We start from the raw sequence: 17,581 nt of genomic DNA on the forward strand, positions 1-17,581 counted from the left end.
TGTAACGAAGTTAATGTCATCAAATCTTGACGAAAGTTGACTGTTCTTTGGGAATTGGCTTGGTTTTGGTTAGGGAATTTAACTGTTAAGTTAAAAATCAATTTTACTGTTTTTATGGAAAATCTATATTATAAGCCCTCGGGAAAGGCTCCTGCTTTGGCATTTATCGGATCTCTTGTGCTAGGAACAATCAGTGCCGTTGTATTGGCAATTGTTTACATCGCTTTGCAGTGGTTTATCCCTATTATTTATTTTAATGTATTTATTACATTGGGATTTGGTACTGGGATATTCTATTTGCTGAATTTCTGTTTCAAAAAATGGAAATTAAGAAATAAGGGCATTGCACTATTGATTACTTTGCTAGTCGCGCTTTTAGCCTTTTATGCGCAATGGGCTCTTTTCGTTTCGCTGATGTACAATGCGGAGGGAACCATGGGCGGAGATACCTGGGTAAAATCATCTTTCAATCTGGAAGGGTTCAAAGCCTTTTTCTTACACCCTTCATTTATTTGGGAAGCGATGTAAGGTTTAAACGAAGTCGGTACCTTTACCTTGAAAAAGAGCCCGGTTTCGGGTGGTATGTTGTGGGCCGTTTGGGCGATTGAGATGGGTATTATTCTGATTACGCCGCTTATTATGGCTTTCCGCGGTATTACTATTTATCCTTTTTCTGAAAAAGACGAAGTATGGATGAATAAGCGGACATTGCCCGGAAGGTTGAAATTCGTGGCGGATAAAGATGCCGTCGTAAGCTCCTTGGGGAATCATGATTTTGCCTATGTGTATGATCATCTTTCAGATGAAGAAGAGCATTTCTCTTTTGCCACGGCCGAATTATATGGATCTGAAACGGACGACCATCAGTATCTGACCATCTATAATCATCAGTTTACGGAAAAGAAAGGCAAGATGGAAGAGAAGAAGGATGAGGTTATCGAATTTTTGCGGATCAATAGAAATAGTCTATAAACGAAATATACTGCCGAGTTGAGTTGCTCCTTATCATGCATTGGCAGCTCAAATTCGATGGTATCGTTTGGTTCTCTAAAAAAAGATCCCAGGAATGTTTATTCTGGGATCTTTTTCTTAAGGTTATTGCACCAAAGTTCCGCCCTTTGATTTCCATTCATTGATGGAAGGACTGTAAATTTTGACGTCCTTAATACCGTTTTTTGCCAATATGGATGCTGCTATTGTTGCGCGGTCTCCAGACTGACAGTGCAGGTACAGCTGTTTGTTTTGGTCAATTTTGTGGAGATTGTCTGCAATTGTACCGACAAAGATATGAGTAGCATGAGGTAAATGCCCCTCTGCAAACTCACTAGAATTGCGTACATCAAGTATTTGGATATCGGATCTGCCCAATACACTATTCATCTCTTCGAAACCGATGAGTTGCTGGTGCTCCAATGCAATTCCCAAATGCGGGATCGTATCTGGCGTAACATATCCAGCGACTTGATCCAATCCAATGCGCATAAGCTTGCGGGCAATGTCGTCCAATTGACTTTCCGCTACAATGAGTATAAACGGATCTGTGTAATTAAGGATCCAGCCAGCCCAGGTATTAAATGTTTTGTTGTTCTGAATATTGATGCTATTGGGGAGATACCCTTTGGCAAAATCAAACTTGTAGCGTGTATCAATGACGGTTGTTCCTTGCTGGTATAAATCCAGAAAAGTTTCGTTCGTTAACTTGTTGTACTGAGGAACTGCCGTTTGCAATGGCCGCGCTATTTTGTTGAGTTTTTTCATCATGGCAAAATAGCGTGGCGGTTCGGGCTGTCCTGATAATAGTTCTTCCACGAAGGCTGTTTCGTTGTTTTGGTATTGAAGTGCCCAATTGCGTATTTTTTCATAACCAACCGTTGAACTCGGAACGGCGCCCAGCGCCTTTCCACAAGCGGATCCGGCCCCATGCGCGGGCCATACCTGAATATGATCAGGTAGCGTCAGGAAATGTTGTAACGATCGGTACATTTGGTGGGCCCCAATTTCCTTGGTTCCGACCATTCCCGCTGCATTTTCCAACAGATCTGGGCGTCCGATATCGCCAACAAACACAAAGTCACCTGTAAATAGCATGACCGGCTCCATGGTTGCAGGCGTATCAATCAATACAAAACTGATACTCTCGGGCGTATGTCCGGGTGTATGGATAACCTGGAAAATCAGATTTCCAACGTGAAATTGATCGCCATGTTTTAATCCAATATGTGGGAATTCATAGTGCCAATCTTCTCCACCTTCATCGGATAGATAAGGTTTGGCGCCTGTCAATGCGGCTAACTCTAGCGTACCTGAAAGGTAGTCGGCATGGATATGTGTTTCCGCAATATGCGTTATGGTCAGATTATTCTTTTGTGCAATCTCAAGATAGCTGTCTACATCTCTTTTAGGGTCAATGACAATAGCGACACCCTTGGCTTGACAACCAATGATATAACTTGAATGTGCTAAAGATGACTCAAAAATGTGTTGAAAAAACATAGCGTGTGATTTTAATGATTTACAAATTGAATGAATTCGAAAGCAAAAATTAGGATGCCAATACTAATTAAAAAGTACCCAAAAATACCTTTCAATTTTGCTGCATCTAATTTGTCTTTCCATTTGGAACCAATTTGGAGGCCTATTAAAGTGATTAACGTAAAGGTAACCAATATAAACCAATTCATATGTTCCAGGAACTGATAATTCGCGATCAAACCGAATGAAGCGTTTAAACCGATTATAAACAACGAAGTGGCAATGGCCTGTTTAAGTGGGATTCCTAAGAGTAAAACGAGGGCAGGTACAATGATAAAGCCTCCTCCCGCGCCCACCAAGCCAGTCATGATACCGACGAGCAATCCGACGAGGAAAACGTTGAAAATCTGACCAATTCCGCTTCTGAATTGATCGTGCTGAACCTGTTTACGTTTTCGCACCATTGCTGTTGCAGAAATCAGAATCACCATCGAGAAAAGTAACATGATGATATGGTTTCTGGAAACCGCTATTTCGCCCAGGTGAAATGACTCTGGTATGGCTACAAGCAGATAACGCTTGGTCAGAAAGACAGAAATTAGCGATGGAAAGAGAAAAATGGCAGTAGTTTTCAGATCAATTTCTCTTTTTTTCAACGGAGAAATTGATCCGACCAAGGCTAATATTCCTATAGAAAACAGCGAATAGTCCAATGCATATTGAGGTTCTATATGAAAAATATAAACAAAGATGGGCAATGTTAGAATACTTCCGCCGCTACCCATCAAGCCCATTGATAGCCCGACCAGAACAGCTAATATAAAACCAGCTATAAATATTAATTCCATGTTCTCTTTCTAAAATTTAAACTCCAGGTACAGGCCTCAGATTTCGGATATATGAGGTAGTTTCATAACAAAGTCTGTTCAACTTAATGCGGCAACTTATTGCGCAACAGCCCATAAAGCCAAGTACCCAACAAAGCAAAAAGAAGGACGATTCCAATAGTCCAATAACCGGCACCGATTAGGGCAAACATGGGGCCCGGACACGCACCTGTCAATGCCCATCCCAAGCCAAAGATTGTTCCTCCGACCAGGTATCGTGTAATACTTTTGTCTTTGTCATAGAATGCTATTTGCATCCCGTTACTATCTTTGATTCGCTTTCTCTTGATGATCTGTACGATTATAATTGCTGTGGTCAGTGCTGTACCGATGATGCCATACATATGAAAGGAACGAAATTGAAACATTTCGTAGATTCTATACCATGACGCGGCCTCCGATTTGTATAAGATGATTCCAAACAATATACCGATGAAAATAAATTTTAGTGCTTTCATTTATGCGAAAATTAGTGGGAATAAAAAATGAACCATGATGATCCCGCCTAGGAAGAAACCTATAACAGCAATCAAAGAAGGAAGCTGAAAATTGCTAAGTCCAGAAATAGCATGGCCTGATGAACATCCACCAGCATAGCGTGTTCCAAATCCAATCAATACACCGCCAATACTTAAAATTAGAAACTGAAACAAAGATCCGTCGAAAACGAATATGGATTCAGGAAGGTAGCCTTGTAGCTGGTCGATAATACCCAGCTCTTTTAGGTCGGCAATACTTTTGGGATTAATCTGGCTTGCAGCGCCATCGCTCAGAAAATGATGTGCAATAAAACCGCCAATGGCTGTCCCGAGTACCACCAATAAATTCCATGATTGGGTCTTCCAATCGAATCTGAAAAAAGAGGAAGTTTTTCCGGCACCTAATACAGTACACATGGTGCGTAGATTATTGGACATGCCAAAATCCTTCCCCTGTTTGAGCAGCAGGTACATGACTAGCGCAATTAAAGGTCCTGAAATATACCAGGGCCATGGTTGTTTAATGTATTCCAATAGCATAACAATGTTCTTAAGTGATGTTACAAAGGTACATACTGCCTTTGCAAAAGCCTGTAACAAATGTTACCGAAGGAAGAAAGAATTTATAGGTCGTAATATTCGATGTCTGCGGTCTTTAAGGCTTCGGTTAGCAGAGGAAGATCATCTTCTTTTTGAAACAATTTGTTGCGCCAAGTACGAAAAGCCGGTCCTTTGTTTTGGTTGATAATGATCAGGTTTCCGCCAGAACGTTTAAGATTCCTGATATGAGAAATATTATTCAGAGGGAAAACGATTGTTTTTTTAGCATTGCTTATCTGCAGTGTATTTTCGTCCAAGACCCAAGTCGATGATAAAGTCGAACACTTTATGGCCAAATACAGTGCTAAAGGGATTATTAAAAGAGCAACAATAATCTTGAGAATTTCTTGTATGGGAACTTTAGACATGACCATTCCGATCAAAAAGATTGAAACCAGCAAGATTAACATGTATTTTCCACGATGCAATGTCGACAAGTGGAATGTCTGTGGATTACTCTTCATATTTCTTGATAAACTTCCCTTTTGCGTCAATATAGTAAAAATTCTCTAGATCCTCCGTTACAAGCGCTAGCCCGTTTTCAAAAGCTTGGGCATTCTGAAATTTAATTGGGACCACGACTTTTCCTGTGTAATCAATGTATCCATACTTGTCGTCTTTAAAGGCCAGAAGAAGTTTCTCTCCTGCAAAAGACAGAAATTCATAGTCCTTCTTAAGTTGATTGTGCCCAGTTTTATTAATAAGCTGGTAGGATTGGTTTACTATAATTAACGCGAGATTATCGCGATAATCTGAAATGGTCTCATATTTGGCAGGAAGTAAAACAGTGCCTTTTTGATCAATAATACCCGTGTATTCTCCTTCCGTAAAAAGTCCATATGCTGGGCTAGGTACTGAAATAAAGTCATACTTCGCTTTCAGCAATATTTTACCGTTTGTATCCAGAAGTCCATACTTAAGATCGCTCATATAAACCACAGGACCGCCTTCGGTTTCTAAACTGAGCGATTCATATTGACATGGAATAACTTCTTTGCCATGGAGGTCTATCAAGCCAAACATTTGCGCTGCATCGTTTACGATGGCATAGTCTCCTACATAGCTATATATTGCCGTATATTTTGCTGGTGTTAATTTGTTTCCTAAGCTGTCCTGTACACCAAAATATGATGTGCTGGAATCTTGATACCAAGATAGATGGTCGTTTAACGTGGAATCTACAGCTTCATCTGTAGCTTCACCTTCTTCGTAATCCGCTGGAATTTCAAAGAGCGATTGGTCGAATGGTATCTCCTCGACTTTAGTGGCCTGAATTCCTAAACCCGCCGATCCGATATAGAGCGCTGCCCCAGGTACTTTTTCGAGATAATCGTAAGTGCCCCAGTATAACTTTGGTAATTTGGGTGCATACCAAACGGTAATTTCTGTTTGTTGGTCTTGACTACCTGTTAGATTGAATGTTGCTTTTTCGCAGGTGATTCCTGCAATTATTTTCTTTTGATTAGGAATTAAGCTGATCTCAAAATCCCCTGAATAGGCATAATTATCGCCTTCGTTTGCGAAAGTCTCAATGAGTTTGCCCGTGGCCAGTTCTGTTGCGGTATAGGTTTTATTTACTTCATCCAGTAGAAAAGAACTGCCTTCGCGGATATTGCTGATCTGTATCGATTTTCCAAATAATAAACTTTCAATGCGCATCTGGTCTTTCGCGATGAAGGCCTGCATTAACGCTTCATTATTTCCAGCCAATATTTTGATGAATTCTGAAGATGCCGTATCTGTTCCCGTTTCAGGATCAGCAAATTGGTATGAAATTTTATATAGTTTCTCCTGAGCATGTCCTTGTCCTATAAGGAGTAAAAACGCAAACTGTAAACAAAGGATAAATTGTTTCATTGTGTGATTTTGAGCTACAAAAATATTGAAATTCAATTGATTTTTGAAATAATCTTTCGTTATTTGTGGAAATTCTTTCAAAAATAGATATTATTGTATTCGAATGCTTAAATCCGGTTTTTGGTCTGTGCTTATTTTTTTGGGGATAGACGTAGCCTCGTCCTTTGAGTAGAGACCTAGAGGGGGACATATTTTTTATATCATGTAAAGTAAATTGATATTAGGGCGGTGGTTAAGGGATCTTGAGGGTGTATGTGTTTTTATACTTATTTTATGTGTTATTATCATATAATCGTCAAGAAAAAGCGAAAATAATTTAAGAATGTAGCTTTTTGAGAAAAGGTGACATGTTAATTTTGTATTTTACAAACCTCGAATTTTTTACTGTTTAAAAGAGATACCTGTGGAACTATTACTAATTGAGGACGAACCATCTGTCATATCATTGATCGAAAGAGGCTTAAAAGAAGAAGGCTATCATATTAGTATTGCTATGGACGGTTATACTGGTCTAAAAATGGCGGGATTGAATCATTATGACCTCATCCTGTTGGATGTAATGTTGCCTGGTATGAATGGTTTGGATGTCTGTAAAAACATTCGGATGTCAAACAACGAAGTCCCTATTATTATCTTGACGGCATTAAATCAAACGGAGGACATCGTCGAGGCATTTGACAGGGATGCGGATGATTACTTGACGAAGCCCTTCCGTTTAGAGGAATTAAAGGCTCGAATCAGCCGCTACAGCCGCAAATCCAAAACAGTGACCGAGCAGAAAAATATATTGGTATTTGACGATCTTCAATTGGATAGAGACAGCAAATCGGTTCAACGTGCCAATTCTCCTATTATTCTTACCGCTACTGAATTTCGTCTACTTGAATTTTTAATGCTCAATCGAAATAAGGTATTGAGCCGGATCGATATCCTGGAGGAAGTATGGGGTATGGATGTTGACTTAAGTACCAATGTTGTTGACGTATATGTGAATTACCTTCGGAAAAAGATCGATAAACAATTTTCGCGTAAACTTATCCATACAGTGATTAGTATGGGCTATGTAATCCGTCATGAAAATTAGGACCAAAATAGTTCTTCTATTTTCGATCATCAGTACCCTGCTGCTTGTTGTTTTTGCCATTTATGTGTCTTATTTCACGTACGACAGTCTGCAAACTAAATTTTTTCATCGGCTAGAAGAGAATGCCGTGATTGTTGGAGATCACATCGTCCATCAGAAGGATGAAAATAGAGCGCTCTATATTCAGGTAAAACGTAAATACCTGAAACAGTTATCTGAGGGAACAGACCATCTTATTCGTGTTGTTAAAGGAAGTGATCGTGTTCAAATGCGGCCTGAGTTGCCCATGCCCGAAACATTCTATACCGACGTAATTCGCCATGGAAAGGGAAGATACATGCATGGTAAGACTGCTTTTGTAGCGGTATTCTTTCAAGATCATCTTCACCACGAGAATTTGATTGTTGTATCGGAAGGGATCGATGATTACGGTCATGAGGAACAGTGTCAATTGGATCGGACACTGATCACAGGTGGGATTTTGGCGATTTTTTTAATCGTACTCATGTCTTTTTACTTTGCTGACCGATTATTGAAACCTATTAAAGATATCAACAATGATTTAGATAAAGTTGATATCGCCCATTTAGACCATCGCCTGTTCAGTAAATTCAGTAATAGCAAAGATGAATTGGGTGTTTTGATTGCGAACTTAAATTCAATGCTTAACCGATTGGATATTTCGGTTCAATCGCAACAGAGTTTTATCGGAAATGCCTCACATTCGCTAAAAACCCCACTTACAATTATTGGGGGAGAAGCCGAATTGGCGCAACAGCTCTTGTCGAAAGAGCATGAAGCCTATTATTCCCTGGAGACTATCGCAAAATATGCGGATAAAATGGAGTTGATTATCAATAATCTTTTGCAGCTATCTCGCATGGGTTTCAAGGGGGAAGTGGACAATAAAGAAATTATTCGAATTGACGAGTTACTCTATGAAATTTATAAAGCGGAAAAAAGTATTCATAAGGACCTCAAGCTTTCTTTTGATCTAACGGAAATCCCGGAAGATAGTGATGAACTTACGGTTTTGGCGAATCCGGATCTGTTTTTTATTGCCTTTAGCAATATTATTTCAAATGCATTTAAGTACGGCAATGGACTGCAGGTTGGCGTAGCAATAAGTAGCGATAGCAAAAATATTACGATAAAAGTGTTTGATCAAGGGATCGGTATTCCTAAAAAAGACCAGCCACATATTTTTACCTCTTTTTACCGTGCTTCTAATGTCGGTGATATCTATGGCAATGGTTTGGGGCTTGTTTTAGCCAAAAATATCTTTGACCTCCATGGTGCTGAATTGCTCCTCCATTCAGCGGAAGGTCAAGGCACTTTGGTCGTTGTTACAATCCCAAAAACTCCTTTCTAATTTCATTTTAATCTCATCCTTATTCCATTTTTAGGTGGCTGTGATATACTTGTACCGGAGATAAGTATAAAGCATGGATCTATCTTGTTGTTTTGAATCGAATTCTGTTTTGAAACTGCGGGATGGCTTCTTTACCCTAGAGGAATACACTATAAGGATGAAAAAAACACGTTTACTTTTTACAACACTTGGGATTGGCGTAGCATCATTGCATGCGCAGGAGCAGGTCCAAACGGACTCTGTTCAGGCACAGAGAAGCAGCTTGCTACTGAAAGAACCCGCGAGAGCAAAATCATTTCAATTGGATGTCCTGTTAAGAGCAGGTCTGCAAACGGACAATGGCGAGGGTGCTTCTCAAGCAAAAGCAAACCTTGATGACGCCCGTATTCTGATGAGCGGGGAATACAATGATCGATTATCCTATAAAGTACGTTTTCGCCTCAATAGGTCATTTGCTCCAACGAGTCAGGATAATGGATCGCGTGCCTTGGATATGGCTTATATTAAGTACAAGTTTGGCAAGGATCTCAAATGGTCTGTTACGGCCGGTAAACAAAGTGCAATGGTCGGGAGTTATGAGTTCGAAAATAACCCAATTTACGAATATAAGTTCACAGACTATGTAGACCGTATATTGAATCTCTTCGTCGTCGGAGGAATGTTATCCTATGAAGTCAACCCGAATCATTCGTTGCATGCCCAAGTTTACAACACAACCAATGATAGTTTTATGGAGCTTCATACAAAAAATGGTTTTGCTGTAGGTGATTTGGAACGCTCTACTGTGCCTATGGGAGCCTATTTCACATGGGTGGGTGCATTTATGGACAAACGTTTTAATACGAAATGGTCTTACAACATCGCTCAGTTCGCAAAGGGACATACCAATCATGCCATTTCATTAGCGAATAAATTCAAAACAGCAAAGCAGATGCTATATCTTGATTTACAGTACTCTTATCTTGCTGTCGATCATGCAATGATTGCATCTTCCGCGATCAACGAATTTTATGGTCGAACTGGCGAGAACCGTGTATTGGCCAAAGATGTAAACTACAGCTCTGCCATACTGCGCTATGATCAATTTTTGAGTAAAAAATGGGAGCTGGCGTTGAAAGGTGGCTATGAGATTGCGGGATCGCGGGATGATAAGCAACTCGGCAAGAATTTTCGCCAAAACTGGACCTATTTTGCGGCTTTGCAACATAAGCCGTTTCATAACCAGGATCTTCGGTTCTATCTAGGTTACGTCGGTAACACCGTAAACTATAAGGACTATATGGATATGGCCAAGAGTCAGTACAACCGCTTAGCCTTTGGGGCATATTTTACCATTCCAGTTTTATAATAATTCCTTTAACAAATTAACAAATAACTATTTTTTTATGCGTTTAACACCGAGAGAAACAGAAAAGCTGCTGTTGCATTTGGCCGGCGAATTGGCGGCTAAGCGATTGAAACGCGGGGTAAAATTAAATTATCCAGAGTGTATCGCTTACATCAGTGCCCAGATCATGGAGGAGGCTAGGGACGGGAGGTCTGTGGCGGACTTAATGTCTTATGGTACTACTTTATTGAAAAGGAGCCAAGTCATGGAAGGAGTCCCCGAAATGATCCATGATGTTCAAATCGAAGTAACTTTTCCGGACGGTACTAAATTGGTGACTGTCCATGATCCTATTCGTTAATAAATATTGAATGATATGATTCCAGGAGAATACATTTTAAAAAAAGAGGAAATCAAAGCTAATGTTGGGCACAGAACCACAAGCATCGTTGTGAAAAATGAAGGTGACCGACCTATTCAGGTGGGTTCACACTATCATTTCTTTGAAGCCAACAAGTTGCTTTCCTTCGACAGAGAGAAAGCGTTTGGGATGCGCTTGAATATTCCAGCCAGTACCGCTGTTCGTTTTGAACCAGGGGAACAAAAATCAGTTGTTCTGGTTGAATTTGGCGGAAGTAAGGAAATCCACGGTTTTAATGGATTGACAAATGGTAAGTATACAGATCAATCGGTGAAAAGCAAAGCCATTGATAAAATGAAAAAATTAAAATTCAGACAATCGAAGTAACTATGGGAGGATGGAATAGACGCGAATGGATTAAAGTCGTAGGACTCACCACGTTGGGAACTACTGTTGGTCTACATGCGCTTGGTTTAGATAAACTAGGTTTAGATAAATCATCTGTAAAATATGTTGATGGGGAACTTTATATCCCAAGAGACAAATATGCTGCTCTTTTTGGACCCACCACTGGAGATAAGGTTCGTCTGGCAGATACAGAGCTTTTCATTGAAATTGAAAAAGATTTCAATGTTTACGGAGAAGAGAACAAGTTTGGCGGTGGTAAAACCATTCGTGACGGTATGGGACAATCTGCCCGTGCCTTGCGTGATGAGGGGGTATTGGATTTTTGCATCACTAATGTCATTATCATCGACCACTGGGGTATCGTAAAAGGTGATATCGGAATTAAGGATGGTAAAATTGTCGGTATTGGTAAAGCTGGAAACCCAGATGTACAGGATGGTGTAACCGAGGGCATGATCATCGGTGCGTCTACGGAAGTACATGGGGGAGCAGGCTATATACTAACTGCCGGCGGTATTGATACGCACATTCACTTTATCTCGCCGCAACAGATTGAAACAGCCCTATATTCTGGAGTAACCACGTTCATTGGTGGCGGTGCGGGACCAGCCGACGGAACACTGGCCACGACAGTGACTTCAGGAAAGTGGTATATCGAGCGTATGTTTGAAGCTTTTGAAAACCTTCCTATCAATGTTGGCTTTTTCGGAAAAGGTAACGTATCGACCACTAAACCTATCGAAGAACAAATTGAAGCTGGAGCACTGGGCGTCAAAATCCATGAAGATTGGGGGGCTACTCCGGCAACAATTGATGCGGCATTGAAAGTTGCTGATAAATACGATGTACAAGTCGCAATCCATACCGACACGTTGAATGAAGCCGGTTTCCTGGAAGATACTGTTGCCGCCATAGATGGTCGTGTAATCCATACTTTCCACACGGAAGGAGCTGGCGGTGGACACGCTCCGGATATTATTAAGATCGCCATGTATCCCAATATCCTCCCTGCATCTACCAATCCAACAAAACCTTTTACGGTAAATACTGCTGAAGAACATTTGGACATGTTGATGGTCTGCCATCACTTGGATAAAAATGTGAAAGAAGATGTAGCATTTGCTGATTCACGTATCCGTCCTCAGACCATCGCTGCCGAAGATATTTTGCAAGACATGGGTGTATTCTCCATTATGAGTTCGGATAGCCAAGCGATGGGACGTGTGGGAGAGGTTATTTCCCGTACATTCCAAACGGCCCATAAGATGAAAATCCAACGCGGCCCTTTAGCTGAAGATAAAGGCAAAGAAAATGATAACTTCCGTGTCAAACGTTATGTATCTAAATTTACAATCAACCCTGCTAAAGCACATGGTATTGATCAATATATCGGTTCGATTGAAAAAGGAAAGTATGCCGATTTGATCCTTTGGAAACCGGAATTATTTGGTGTAAAGCCCGAGTTGATCATCAAAGGAGGTATGATTTTGGGTGCTAAAATGGGGGACGCCAATGCGTCGATTCCGACACCACAGCCTATTATTTATAGGCCAATGTTTGGAAATTACGGTAAAGCAGTTTCAAAACTATGCTTCAATTTCGTTTCGAAAATTTCGTTGGAGAACGGAAATATTCAAAAATTGAATTTATCGCGTAAATGTCTGCCTGTGGAGGGATGTCGTACGGTGATGAAAAAAGATATGGTCCATAATCATGCTACACCAAATATCGTCGTTAATCCAGAAACATACGAAGTGACAGTAGATGGTGTGTTGGCAACCTGTGAACCGTTGAAGGAACTTCCAATGGCCCAACGGTACTTCTTATTCTAATTGGTTATTTATGTTGTTAGCAAGAGACATTAAGGGGAATATTTGGACCGATGGCACCGATCAGGACGGCGTTGAACTTGATTTTTTGGAACTCGAATGGTTCGATACGGAAAGACGTATTATCCGGGGCTTCACTGTTGCAGGCCGCGAAATAGGCTTTAAAAATTTAGGAACGGAATCCTTGTTCGACGGTGATATTTTGTTTGAAACAAAGGACCTGCGCATCGCTGTTCGAATATTGCCCTGTCCTTGCCTTGTTGTACGCCCCAAAAACCTCTTGGATATGGCTCGGATATGTCTCGAAATTGGCAATAAACATATCCCTGTTTTCATAAACGCTGCACATGAAATTATTGCAGCGTATGAAAACCCCCTCTGGGAAATCTTAGAAAGGGCCGGTTTTACACCGACGAAAGAGTTACGGGTGATTGAAAGAACCCATACTTTACGCATACATCAGTATGCTGTAGTCCAGCATAAAATTACCTTGGCCAAGGGGCTTTAATACTTAATTAATAACGATTACATATGAATCCATTGTTGACATTAATGCAGATTAACGACTCTGTATTTCCGATTGGAGGCTTCACACATTCCTATGGCTTGGAAACCTATATCAATAAAGAGATTGTACATGATGCTAAAACAGCAAAAGAATATGCACAGACTTTATTGGAGCATAGCTTCTATTACAACGATGCCGCTTTTTTTCATAAGGCCTGGCAATTGTGTGAATCAAGAGCAACCAAGAAAAAGATCGCTGAACTGGATGCATTAATTACTGCTTTCAAAGCCCCCTATGAGATTCGGGATGCCAGTAAAAAATTGGGAATACGGTTTTTGAAATTAACAGAAAAGTTAAAACCGGTCAAGCGTTGTTCGGCTTATCTAAAGGCTATCAATGCGCAAGAACTGCATGGTCACTATGCAATGGCATTTGCCATGTTTGCCCATGCACAGGAAATTAGTTATGCAGACGCACTGAGCGCTTTTTATTATAATTCTTTGAATGGTATTATGACGAATTGTGCCAAACTGGTTCCCATTAGCCAAATGGATGCACAGCAGATTTTGTTTAAACTGCAGCCCTTGATTAATAAATTGGTCGGATTACAGCCCGAACTGGATGAGGATCTAATTGGAAATTGTTGTATCGCTCAGGATATTCGATGCATGCAACATGAAAAATTATACACGAGAATTTACATTTCGTAAAAAAATTGAAATAAAGATGTCTAAGAGAAATTACGTGAAAATTGGTGTTGCTGGTCCTGTGGGCTCTGGCAAGACGGCACTTATTGAACGGTTGACACGTTCGATGTCGGCAGATTATAGTATTTGTGTTGTAACGAATGATATTTATACGCGTGAGGACGCGATGTATCTACAGCAGAATTCGGCACTGCCCGCTGAACGTATTATTGGTGTTGAAACAGGAGGTTGCCCGCATACGGCAATCCGTGAAGATGCTTCGATGAATATTGAAGCTGTAGAAGAATTAGCGCATCGTTTTGAGGATGTGGAACTGATATTTGTTGAAAGTGGGGGTGATAATCTGACAGCCACGTTTAGTCCGGATCTAGCCGATTTGACCATATTCGTTCTTGATGTTGCTGAAGGCGAAAAAATGCCACGTAAAGGCGGGCCAGGTATTACGCGCTCGGATCTGTTGTTGATCAATAAAATAGACCTTGCCCCTTATGTAAATGCGGACTTGGAAGTGATGCGTCAGGACACCATCCGCATGCGCGGTGAACGACCATTTATTTTTACAAACTTAATGACTTTAGAAGGTTTGGAAGATGTAAAATCATGGATCAAAAAGTATGCTTTGTTGGAGCCTGTAGGCTAAATTTTATCGTATATGGATAGCAAAATCGTATTAAATGTTGCCAAAGAGGACGGCAGAAGCAGATTGAAGGAGAGTTATCATAATGCACCTTATAAACTAACGCATTATGGCGCTGCAGGATTGACCAACCATTTGGAAATGATCATCATGAGTGCATCGCCTGGTATTATGGATACGGATTATTTGCATATTGATGTTCGTGTGAAAAAAGATGCACAATTGAAGCTTTTTACACAGTCCTTCAATAAGCTTCACCCCATGAAAACGGGAGCAAAGCAACATACGGATGTGCATGTGGATGCCGGAGGCCTATTTCATTACATTCCACACCCAGTAACGCCGTTTAAGGATTCTATTTTCAAGGCAAGCAATCATATTCACTTGGCTGAAGATGCGGTTTTGATGTGGGGGGATATTATTAGTGTGGGTAGAATCCACATGAAAGAGGCATTTGAGTTCGATAGTCTGCATACGCAAACCAAGATTTTTAGAAATGGTAAACTGTCTTTTATTGACAATCAGGTTTTGCGGCCCAAAAGTCAGCCGATACAGAAGATGTTGTTTTTTGAGGGATACACCCATCAGGCCACTTTTGTGTTCTCGGCTCTTTTTGCGCAAGAATTAAAATATGAATTGGATGAAATCTTAACTGTCGAATACAACGATATTTCTTATGGTTTTACACAGGCTTCAAAAGATGTGGTTATCCTGCGTGCTTTGGGTACTGATGGAGAGTTATTGTACGACTTCTTACACATGTTGGGCCAATTGTGTTGGGATTTTACACAATATAAGCTTTCTGAAAAGAAGGAAGAGACAACAGTTGAAGCGATAGCGGAAGATGAGAAATCGAAGGCCGAGGAAATCAGCGTCATTGAACAGCGCAAACCCCGTCGAAAAAGTAAGCCCGAGTTGATGGAAGCTGTCGTGGTGGAAGGAACTAATTATGCATAAGGAGAGCCTGCACGAGGAGATATGGATTGATGTTATCCCTGATTTTGACCAATTGAAGCTGGGCCGCGATTCAGATATTTTGGATCTTTCCTATTATGAAGTAAATAAGCGCGTTATCCAGCGAAAAACAAGAAAGGGTAATCTGGTGCGCATACAGCGCGATGATAGCAGCGCACTGCGTTCAGGACAGTGTATTTATCATCGCGGTGATTTATTTATCCAGGTCAACATTTTACCTTGTCTTTGTGTATTGTTGGATTGTCAGAATCTATCAGTTGTGGGCGAGTTCTGCTTCGACGTGGGCAATCGGCATCTGCCAGTTTATCTCAAAGCAGATGGGCGATTTGCTGTTTCCTATGACGGACGTCTCTATCAGGCGCTAAAAGAAAAATACAAGGGCTTTATCACGTTGGAAAATACGATTTTGGAACCTGATGAGCAGATTACCTACATTCGTAGGCCTATCCTCGAATGATGAAATGTTGGTTTTAGCGAAAAATTGCGCATTTTTGTCGCTATGAAATTTGGCGAGGAATTGCAAGCATGGTATCGACAGCATAAACGAGATCTGCCGTGGCGAGAAACAAAAGATGCCTACAAAATATGGCTTTCTGAAATTATTCTGCAACAGACTCGTGTCGAACAGGGCTTACCCTATTATGTACGTTTTGTCGAGCGATTTAAGAATGTTGTGGAATTTGCGAATGCAGAAGAAGATGATATTCTCCATCTTTGGCAAGGTCTGGGTTATTATTCTCGAGGACGGAACATGCATAAGGCTGCCCGAATTGTTCGCGATCAGTATCAGGGTGTCTTTCCGGTAGATTATCAAACATTAATAACGCTTCCGGGAATAGGTGAGTATACTGCTGCGGCGATATCTTCTTTTGCGAACGATGAAGCCCAGGCGGTATTGGATGGAAATGTGTTTCGTGTACTAGCGCGATACTATGGCATAGAAACACCTATCAATTCTACAGAAGGAAAGAAGATTTTTACAGCTATCGCTAAAGAAAATCTTGATCGTAAACACCCGGCATTGTATAATCAGGCAATTATGGATTTTGGGGCTACCCATTGTAAGCCCAAGCTGCCTTTATGTGAATTCTGTATGTTTCGTCCTTCCTGTTATGCGCTGAGTCAGGGGCAGGTAGAGCAGTTGCCTGTAAAGCTTAAAGCCAAGGCAAGTAAAGATAGATACTTTAATTATTTTATCTTGAAGGACAACGATCGGATACTGATGTCCAAACGCGGTGCAAGTGACGTTTGGCAGAACCTATATGAGTTTCCGCTTTTGGAGTCTAACTACAGCTTGTCTATTCCGGATGTTCTTAGCGATGAGTGGTTTATTTCCTGTTTCGGCCCCGATGCACAACTTTATGTTTTACAGCAGCAGACAAAACATATCCTGAGTCATCAGAATATCTACGCGACATTTTTTGAGGTGCGGTTAAAAGGCGATCTAATTCAAAAAAAATCCAATTGGGATTATGTATTTCTAAAAGATTTAGATAAATTAGCTAAACACAAGTTGATCTTTACCTTTTTGGAAAGGTCAAATTTTTAACCATTTATGCTTTTAAATTATGTCAGGAGTTAACAAAGTCATTTTAGTGGGACATCTTGGAAAAGATCCCGAAATTCGCTATTTAGAAGGTAATGTCTCTGTTGCCAGTTTTCCATTGGCAACATCAGAAACGTATAACAAAGACGGGAAAAGAGTAGAACAAACCGAATGGCACAATATTGTAATGTGGCGAGGTCTGGCTGACGTGGCTGTAAAATATCTAACAAAGGGGAAGTTAGTTTATATTGAAGGTCGACTGCGGACGCGTACTTATGAGGATAAGGAGGGTATTAGACGATATGCTACAGAGGTTGTCGCTGAAACCTTCACGCTTTTAGGTCGTAAATCGGATTTTGAACCGAATGCTGGTGTAAGTGCTGGTAATACAGCAAACACGCAGGCGCAAAAAGTCGAAGATAAGGAAGTGGAGGTCGATTTTACGGAGAATGATCAGGAGGATAATCCATTACCATTTTAAGCTGAAGAATTTGAGATTATGTAAAAACTTTACATGTATAATAACTATTGT

General features: G+C 40.6%; 21 protein-coding genes. 15 read left to right on the forward strand and 6 right to left on the reverse strand.

The genetic code is table 11. The annotated features are described in order from the left end of the window. The first annotated feature begins 114 nt into the window (after positions 1 to 114). Both B3E92_RS10840 and B3E92_RS10845 read left to right on the forward strand, forming a co-directional pair. Entirely contained in the window at positions 115 to 528 is a 414-nt protein-coding gene (locus B3E92_RS10840; RefSeq protein WP_286896697.1) for a hypothetical protein, read from the forward strand. A 27-nt stretch (positions 529 to 555) separates the two neighbouring features. Next, positions 556 to 972, forward strand: a complete 417-nt coding sequence (locus B3E92_RS10845) for a hypothetical protein (RefSeq protein WP_286896700.1) — start codon at positions 556 to 558, stop codon at positions 970 to 972. A gap of 123 nt (positions 973 to 1,095) precedes the next feature. On the opposite strand, the gene B3E92_RS10850 is transcribed toward B3E92_RS10845, so the two are convergent. The 6 genes from B3E92_RS10850 to B3E92_RS10875 all read right to left on the reverse strand — a co-directional run bounded on the left by B3E92_RS10850 (position 1,096) and on the right by B3E92_RS10875 (position 6,295). Then, positions 1,096 to 2,493, reverse strand: a complete 1,398-nt coding sequence (locus B3E92_RS10850) for an MBL fold metallo-hydrolase (RefSeq protein ID WP_070561670.1) — start codon at positions 2,491 to 2,493, stop codon at positions 1,096 to 1,098. 11 nt (positions 2,494 to 2,504) lie between these two features. Then, positions 2,505 to 3,320 (reverse strand): sulfite exporter TauE/SafE family protein, encoded by an 816-nt coding sequence (locus B3E92_RS10855; RefSeq protein ID WP_070561668.1) that lies wholly within the window; start codon positions 3,318 to 3,320, stop codon positions 2,505 to 2,507. Between the two features lie 83 nt (positions 3,321 to 3,403). Continuing rightward, positions 3,404 to 3,817, reverse strand: a complete 414-nt coding sequence (locus B3E92_RS10860) for a DUF6691 family protein (protein ID WP_070561666.1) — start codon at positions 3,815 to 3,817, stop codon at positions 3,404 to 3,406. Continuing rightward, entirely contained in the window at positions 3,818 to 4,378 is a 561-nt protein-coding gene (locus B3E92_RS10865; RefSeq protein WP_254667645.1) for a YeeE/YedE family protein, read from the reverse strand. An 83-nt stretch (positions 4,379 to 4,461) separates the two neighbouring features. Continuing rightward, positions 4,462 to 4,902, reverse strand: coding sequence for a hypothetical protein (locus B3E92_RS10870; RefSeq protein ID WP_083295783.1), 441 nt, complete (start codon positions 4,900 to 4,902; stop codon positions 4,462 to 4,464). Continuing rightward, on the reverse strand, positions 4,892 to 6,295 hold the full coding sequence (locus B3E92_RS10875) for a WG repeat-containing protein (protein WP_139144889.1): 1,404 nt from the start codon (positions 6,293 to 6,295) through the stop codon (positions 4,892 to 4,894). The genes B3E92_RS10870 and B3E92_RS10875 overlap by 11 nt, the downstream gene beginning before the upstream one ends. A 403-nt stretch (positions 6,296 to 6,698) precedes the next feature. Between B3E92_RS10875 and B3E92_RS10880 the strand changes: the two genes are divergently transcribed. The 13 genes from B3E92_RS10880 (at position 6,699) to B3E92_RS10940 (ending at position 17,530) form a co-directional block, all read left to right on the forward strand. Then, the gene (locus B3E92_RS10880) at positions 6,699 to 7,379 is read left to right on the forward strand and encodes a response regulator transcription factor (protein WP_070561662.1); all 681 of its coding nucleotides are present in this window, start codon (positions 6,699 to 6,701) and stop codon (positions 7,377 to 7,379) included. Next, on the forward strand, positions 7,369 to 8,751 hold the full coding sequence (locus B3E92_RS10885) for a sensor histidine kinase (protein ID WP_070561660.1): 1,383 nt from the start codon (positions 7,369 to 7,371) through the stop codon (positions 8,749 to 8,751). Before B3E92_RS10880 ends, B3E92_RS10885 begins: the two co-directional genes overlap by 11 nt. A gap of 157 nt (positions 8,752 to 8,908) precedes the next feature. Beyond that, positions 8,909 to 10,099, forward strand: a complete 1,191-nt coding sequence (locus tag B3E92_RS10890) for a porin (protein WP_070561658.1) — start codon at positions 8,909 to 8,911, stop codon at positions 10,097 to 10,099. Positions 10,100 to 10,136: 37 nt separating this feature from the next. Continuing rightward, positions 10,137 to 10,439, forward strand: a complete 303-nt coding sequence (gene ureA / locus B3E92_RS10895) for an urease subunit gamma (protein WP_046674789.1) — start codon at positions 10,137 to 10,139, stop codon at positions 10,437 to 10,439. Between the two features lie 15 nt (positions 10,440 to 10,454). After that, positions 10,455 to 10,826, forward strand: a complete 372-nt coding sequence (gene ureB / locus B3E92_RS10900) for an urease subunit beta (protein ID WP_070561656.1) — start codon at positions 10,455 to 10,457, stop codon at positions 10,824 to 10,826. A 2-nt stretch (positions 10,827 to 10,828) separates the two neighbouring features. Continuing rightward, complete coding sequence (gene ureC / locus B3E92_RS10905) at positions 10,829 to 12,679, forward strand: urease subunit alpha (RefSeq protein WP_046674791.1); 1,851 nt, start codon at positions 10,829 to 10,831, stop codon at positions 12,677 to 12,679. A gap of 10 nt (positions 12,680 to 12,689) precedes the next feature. Beyond that, the gene (locus tag B3E92_RS10910) at positions 12,690 to 13,184 is read left to right on the forward strand and encodes an urease accessory protein UreE (protein WP_112373965.1); all 495 of its coding nucleotides are present in this window, start codon (positions 12,690 to 12,692) and stop codon (positions 13,182 to 13,184) included. A gap of 23 nt (positions 13,185 to 13,207) precedes the next feature. Then, a complete protein-coding gene (locus B3E92_RS10915; protein ID WP_070561653.1) occupies positions 13,208 to 13,894 on the forward strand; it encodes an urease accessory protein UreF in 687 nt (228 codons plus the stop codon). A 16-nt stretch (positions 13,895 to 13,910) separates the two neighbouring features. Next, positions 13,911 to 14,531 carry an urease accessory protein UreG gene (ureG, locus tag B3E92_RS10920; protein WP_046674969.1) on the forward strand — a complete coding sequence of 207 codons (621 nt, stop codon included), beginning with the start codon at positions 13,911 to 13,913 and terminating at the stop codon, positions 14,529 to 14,531. Positions 14,532 to 14,543: 12 nt separating this feature from the next. Next, positions 14,544 to 15,485 carry an urease accessory protein UreD gene (locus B3E92_RS10925; protein WP_112373964.1) on the forward strand — a complete coding sequence of 314 codons (942 nt, stop codon included), beginning with the start codon at positions 14,544 to 14,546 and terminating at the stop codon, positions 15,483 to 15,485. After that, positions 15,478 to 15,960, forward strand: a complete 483-nt coding sequence (locus B3E92_RS10930; RefSeq protein ID WP_053003768.1) for a hypothetical protein — start codon at positions 15,478 to 15,480, stop codon at positions 15,958 to 15,960. The genes B3E92_RS10925 and B3E92_RS10930 overlap by 8 nt, the downstream gene beginning before the upstream one ends. A gap of 42 nt (positions 15,961 to 16,002) precedes the next feature. Then, the gene (mutY, locus tag B3E92_RS10935; RefSeq protein ID WP_070561649.1) at positions 16,003 to 17,052 is read left to right on the forward strand and encodes an A/G-specific adenine glycosylase; all 1,050 of its coding nucleotides are present in this window, start codon (positions 16,003 to 16,005) and stop codon (positions 17,050 to 17,052) included. Positions 17,053 to 17,071: 19 nt separating this feature from the next. Beyond that, positions 17,072 to 17,530 (forward strand): single-stranded DNA-binding protein, encoded by a 459-nt coding sequence (locus B3E92_RS10940; RefSeq protein ID WP_046674796.1) that lies wholly within the window; start codon positions 17,072 to 17,074, stop codon positions 17,528 to 17,530. Positions 17,531 to 17,581: the final 51 nt, after the last annotated feature.

The organism is Sphingobacterium sp. UBA6317, from assembly GCF_002440385.1.
Lineage (GTDB): Bacteria > Bacteroidota > Bacteroidia > Sphingobacteriales > Sphingobacteriaceae > Sphingobacterium > Sphingobacterium multivorum.

Coding starts and splice junctions, on each gene's coding strand:
- B3E92_RS10860 (WP_070561666.1), bottom strand. CDS start 3,817: ATGAAAGCACTAAAATTTATTTTCATCGGTATATTGTTTGGAATCATC.
- ureC (WP_046674791.1), top strand. CDS start 10,829: ATGGGAGGATGGAATAGACGCGAATGGATTAAAGTCGTAGGACTCACC.
- B3E92_RS10875 (WP_139144889.1), bottom strand. CDS start 6,295: ATGAAACAATTTATCCTTTGTTTACAGTTTGCGTTTTTACTCCTTATA.
- B3E92_RS10910 (WP_112373965.1), top strand. CDS start 12,690: ATGTTGTTAGCAAGAGACATTAAGGGGAATATTTGGACCGATGGCACC.
- ureG (WP_046674969.1), top strand. CDS start 13,911: ATGTCTAAGAGAAATTACGTGAAAATTGGTGTTGCTGGTCCTGTGGGC.
- B3E92_RS10870 (WP_083295783.1), bottom strand. CDS start 4,902: ATGAAGAGTAATCCACAGACATTCCACTTGTCGACATTGCATCGTGGA.
- B3E92_RS10840 (WP_286896697.1), top strand. CDS start 115: ATGGAAAATCTATATTATAAGCCCTCGGGAAAGGCTCCTGCTTTGGCA.
- ureB (WP_070561656.1), top strand. CDS start 10,455: ATGATTCCAGGAGAATACATTTTAAAAAAAGAGGAAATCAAAGCTAAT.
- B3E92_RS10850 (WP_070561670.1), bottom strand. CDS start 2,493: ATGTTTTTTCAACACATTTTTGAGTCATCTTTAGCACATTCAAGTTAT.
- B3E92_RS10930 (WP_053003768.1), top strand. CDS start 15,478: ATGCATAAGGAGAGCCTGCACGAGGAGATATGGATTGATGTTATCCCT.
- B3E92_RS10940 (WP_046674796.1), top strand. CDS start 17,072: ATGTCAGGAGTTAACAAAGTCATTTTAGTGGGACATCTTGGAAAAGAT.
- B3E92_RS10915 (WP_070561653.1), top strand. CDS start 13,208: ATGAATCCATTGTTGACATTAATGCAGATTAACGACTCTGTATTTCCG.
- B3E92_RS10925 (WP_112373964.1), top strand. CDS start 14,544: ATGGATAGCAAAATCGTATTAAATGTTGCCAAAGAGGACGGCAGAAGC.
- B3E92_RS10855 (WP_070561668.1), bottom strand. CDS start 3,320: ATGGAATTAATATTTATAGCTGGTTTTATATTAGCTGTTCTGGTCGGG.
- mutY (WP_070561649.1), top strand. CDS start 16,003: ATGAAATTTGGCGAGGAATTGCAAGCATGGTATCGACAGCATAAACGA.
- B3E92_RS10890 (WP_070561658.1), top strand. CDS start 8,909: ATGAAAAAAACACGTTTACTTTTTACAACACTTGGGATTGGCGTAGCA.
- B3E92_RS10885 (WP_070561660.1), top strand. CDS start 7,369: ATGAAAATTAGGACCAAAATAGTTCTTCTATTTTCGATCATCAGTACC.
- B3E92_RS10865 (WP_254667645.1), bottom strand. CDS start 4,378: ATGCTATTGGAATACATTAAACAACCATGGCCCTGGTATATTTCAGGA.
- ureA (WP_046674789.1), top strand. CDS start 10,137: ATGCGTTTAACACCGAGAGAAACAGAAAAGCTGCTGTTGCATTTGGCC.